3 protein-coding genes are annotated in these 3839 nt (G+C 70.9%); 2 read left to right on the top strand and 1 reads right to left on the bottom strand.

Annotation, left to right across the window (positions count from 1 at the left end):
- The first annotated feature begins 193 nt into the window (after positions 1–193).
- Positions 194–706, top strand: a complete 513-nt coding sequence (locus D180_RS07245; protein ID WP_017912272.1) for a hypothetical protein — start codon at positions 194–196, stop codon at positions 704–706.
- 11 nt (positions 707–717) lie between these two features.
- Positions 718–2493 carry a chloride channel protein gene (locus tag D180_RS07250; protein WP_017912273.1) on the top strand — a complete coding sequence of 592 codons (1776 nt, stop codon included), beginning with the start codon at positions 718–720 and terminating at the stop codon, positions 2491–2493.
- A 463-nt stretch (positions 2494–2956) separates the two neighbouring features.
- Here D180_RS07250 and D180_RS07255 read toward each other — a convergent pair.
- The coding region (locus D180_RS07255; RefSeq protein WP_043090601.1) for a DUF3418 domain-containing protein at positions 2957–3839 on the bottom strand (883 nt) is incomplete at its 5' end.

Consider the following 3839-nt stretch of genomic DNA (forward strand, 5'->3'; position numbering starts at 1 on the left):
GGCGCTGGCGCAGCGCGAAGCCGCCGCGCCGGCGCCGGACTTCGTGTACCGGCGACCGCCGCGCAGGTCGGGCGTGCCCGCCGCCGCCGAGGACTGAACCGGGCGCCGACGCGGTCCCGGCGCGCCCGGTATCCCGTGCGCAGTCACCGCTTGCGACTACACTACGGCGCATCCCACTGCCCGGATCCTCGCCATGTCCCTCGCGCGTCTCGCTCCCCTGGTCCTGTGCGCGGCGCTCGCCGTGTCCGCCGCCCCGGCGCTCGCCCAGCGCACCGTCTCCGGCGATCTGCAGACGCAGATGTCGCCGCAGGAGTTCAAGGCGGCCGGGCTGGACAAGCTGTCGCCGCAGGAGCTGGCCGCGCTGAACGACTGGCTGCAGGGCAAGGTCGCCAAGGAAACCGCGGTGGCGCTGGAGAAGGCCAAGGAAGAAGGCCGCCGCGAGGTGATCACCAAGAACCGCGGCTTCTTCGACTTCGGCAGCGCCGAGCCGATCGAGAGCACCCTGGTGGGCGAGTTCTCCGGCTTCGCCAAAGGCCGCAAGTACGTGCTGGCCAACGGTCAGGAATGGGAGCAGACCGAGGCGGCGAGCCTGCCCAGCGTGCACCGCACCGCGCCCAAGGTGAAGATCACCCCCGGCATCATGGGCGTGTGGTACATGCAGATCGACAACTACAACACCCGCGCCAAGGTCCGTCGCATCAAATAGGATCGCGCGCCGTGAACCTGCGTCCGCGGCCGGGACTGGCCGACGCCTCGCACAGCCTCGCCGACGCGCTGCGCCGGCGCCTGCGCGCCAGCGATGTCTGGTTCATCGCCCTGGCCCTGCTGGTCGGCGTGATCGCCGGCCTGCTGACCCTGTTGCAGAGCAGCCTGGCACACGGCGTGCAGGCTCTGCTGTACGGCCTGGAGGCCGACGAGCGGCTCAGCGCCATGTCCGAACTGAGCGTGCAGCAGTTGCTGGTGCTGCCGCTGGGCGGGCTGCTGGTCGGCCTGCTGGGCATGGCCGCACGCGCGCGCAAGCGGCAACTGGTCGACGCCGTCGAAGCCAACGCGCTGTACGGCGGGCGCATGTCGATGCGCGACAACCTGATCGTCTCGGTGCAGACCCTGTTCTCCAACGGCGTCGGCGCCTCGGTCGGCCTGGAAGCGGCGTACACGCAGATGGGCGCCGGCAGCGGCTCGCACCTGGGCCGGGTGCTGCGCCTGCGGCGCGCCGACATCCGCACCCTGGTCGGCGCCGGTGCCGGCGCGGCCATCGCGGCGGCCTTCGGCGCGCCGCTGGCCGGCGCGTTCTATGCGTTCGAGATCGTGATCGGCGCGTACTCGCCATCGGCGCTGGCACCGGTGGCGGTGGCCTCGCTGGGCGCGGTGTTCGTGTCGCAGCTGGCCGGGGTGCAGCCGTACCTGCTGCCGGCCTCGGCGGCCTCGGCGCTGGAGGCGCGCGACTACGTGCTGTACGCGCTGCTCGGCGTGCTTTGCGCGCTGCTGGCGGTGGCGGTGATGCGCCTGATCGGCGCGATCGAACAGGCGATCAACCGCAGCCCGCTGCCGCGCTGGGCGCGCCCGGTCGCCGGCGGCCTGCTGCTGATCCCGCTGGCGTTGATCACCCCGCAGGTGCTGTCCTCCGGACACGGCGCGCTGCACCTGGACCTGACCAGCCCGACCTCGCTGCGCTGGCTGGGCATCCTGCTGCTGCTCAAGTGCCTGGGCTCGGCGATCTCGCTGGGCTTCGGCTTCCGCGGCGGCCTGTTCTTCGCCTCGTTGTTCATGGGTTCGCTGGTCGGCGGGCTGTTCGCCGGCGTGCTGAATCTCGGCAGCGGCATGGCCTTGGTCGACGGCACCGCCGCGTCGCTGGCCGGTATGGCGGCGATGGCCGCCGCGGTGATCGGCGCGCCGATGACGATGGCGATGCTGGTACTGGAAGGCACCCACGATTTCGTGCTGGCCAGCGCGGTGATGGTGGCGGTGCTGGTCGCCAACACCATCGTCCGCCAGATCTTCGGCTACTCGTTCTCGACCTGGCGCCTGCACCTGCGCGGCGAGACCATCAAGAGCGCGCGCGACGTCGGCTGGGTCAAGCACCTCAGCGCCGGGCGGATGATGCAGAAGGACGTGCATCCGTTGGCCGCCACCACCAGCGTGGCCGAGTTCCGCCGCCGCTTCCCGCTCGGCTCGGGCACCCGCGTGGTGCTGGAGGACGAGAGCGGCCATTACGCCGGCCTGGTCACCCTGGCTGCCGCCTATGCCGACGGCGTCAACGCCGACGCGGCCATCGTCGACTACGCCGGCAACCGCGACGTGGCCCTGCCCGCCGACACCGACGTGGTCACCGCCATGCGCCAGTTCGACCTGACCCAGAGCGACGAGCTGGCGGTGGTCGACGACCAGGGCAAGGTCCTGGGCGTGCTCAGCGAAAGCTTCGTGCGCAAGCGCTACGCCGAGGAACTGGACAAGCGCCAGCGCGAGCTGATGGGCGAGCGGGTGGATGACTGAGGGGCGGAGATTGGGGAGTGGGGATTGGGGATTCGTTGGATTGCTGCGGGCTGAAACGTTGAGGGCCGTGATCGCATGTCGCAGGAGCGGCTGCTGTGGGAGGGGCTTCAGCCCCGACGCATGAACGCCAGAGCAGCGGGAATGCAGGGCACCTCCAATCGCCCTGGAGCGTACGCGCAGGAGCAGCTTCAGCCGCGACGCATGACGCCACGATGGGCGCGGCTGAAGCCGCTCCTGCGACACAACAAGACGCGACTGCGTTGGTGCGTAGCACCAACACCACGCGCCGTTGCAGAGCAGATCGCTTGACCGTCCAAGCGGCGCATCCCCGTTGTGGGAGGGGCTTCAGCCCCGACGCCTGCCGCTGAACGCGTCGGGACTGAAGTCCCTCCCACAAGAATGCTGCTCACGCGGGTGGTGCGGGAACAGCGGTGGAATCTCACACCGAATCCCCACTCCCCAATCACCGCAGCAGAGCCACCCGCTGCGCCAGCTTCTTGGCCGAGATGCCGGCGCGGGCGCCCAGTTCCTGGGCGAACAGCGACACCCGCAGTTCTTCCAGGTCCCAGCGCAGCGCTTGCCACTCCGGTGTGTCGCCACATCCGGCCGCGGCCGCGTCGGCCAGTGCGTCGACGAACGGCTTCAGCTCCAGCATCCGCGACTGGTCGCGCGCCGGATCGCGTTTGGCGCGTTCGGCGCGCAGGATCATCGCGCGCAGGTAGCGCGGGAACTGCGCCAGGGCAGTGGCCGGGGTCTCGCGCAGGAAGCCCGGATGCAGCAAGGCCGCCAGTTGCGCGCGCAGGTCGTCGAGGTTGCCGCTGGCCCAGCCCATCAGCGGCGATTCCAGTTGCGGCTTCAGTTCCGCGGCCGCGCCCATGATCGCCTCGGCCAGTTTCAGCCGCTCCATCGCCTCGCCGAACAGCTGCCTGGCGGCGGCGTCGCGGCGCTGGGCAAAACTGTCCGCGTCGCGGATCGCCTCCAGCCCCTGCTCCAGCAGCGCGTTCAAGGCCGCTTCCACCAGGTCGCCGCGCAGGCGTTCCTGCGATTCGATCGCCGCGTACAACAGCCCGGTCTTGGGCGATACCGGCAACTGCTTGCGCGCCTGCTTGACCTTGTCGGCCAGGGCGATCTCCAGCAACCGACGCACGCCGCGCGGATGCGCCGCCTCGGCCTGCGCACGGTCGGCGAAGATGCGCAGGGCGGCGCTGTCGGCCTCGTCCACCAACGCCGGATACGCAGGCACGCCGGCTTCGCCCGGCACCTGCAGCGGGATCGGCGTCGCCGGGAACTCGCGCAGCCCGGTCGCGGCCATGGCGCGGCCGGCGCGCGCGGCGAAGGCCTGCCCG

The organism is Xanthomonas sp. SHU 166, from assembly GCF_000364685.1.
Classification (GTDB): Bacteria; Pseudomonadota; Gammaproteobacteria; order Xanthomonadales; family Xanthomonadaceae; genus Xanthomonas_A; species Xanthomonas_A sontii.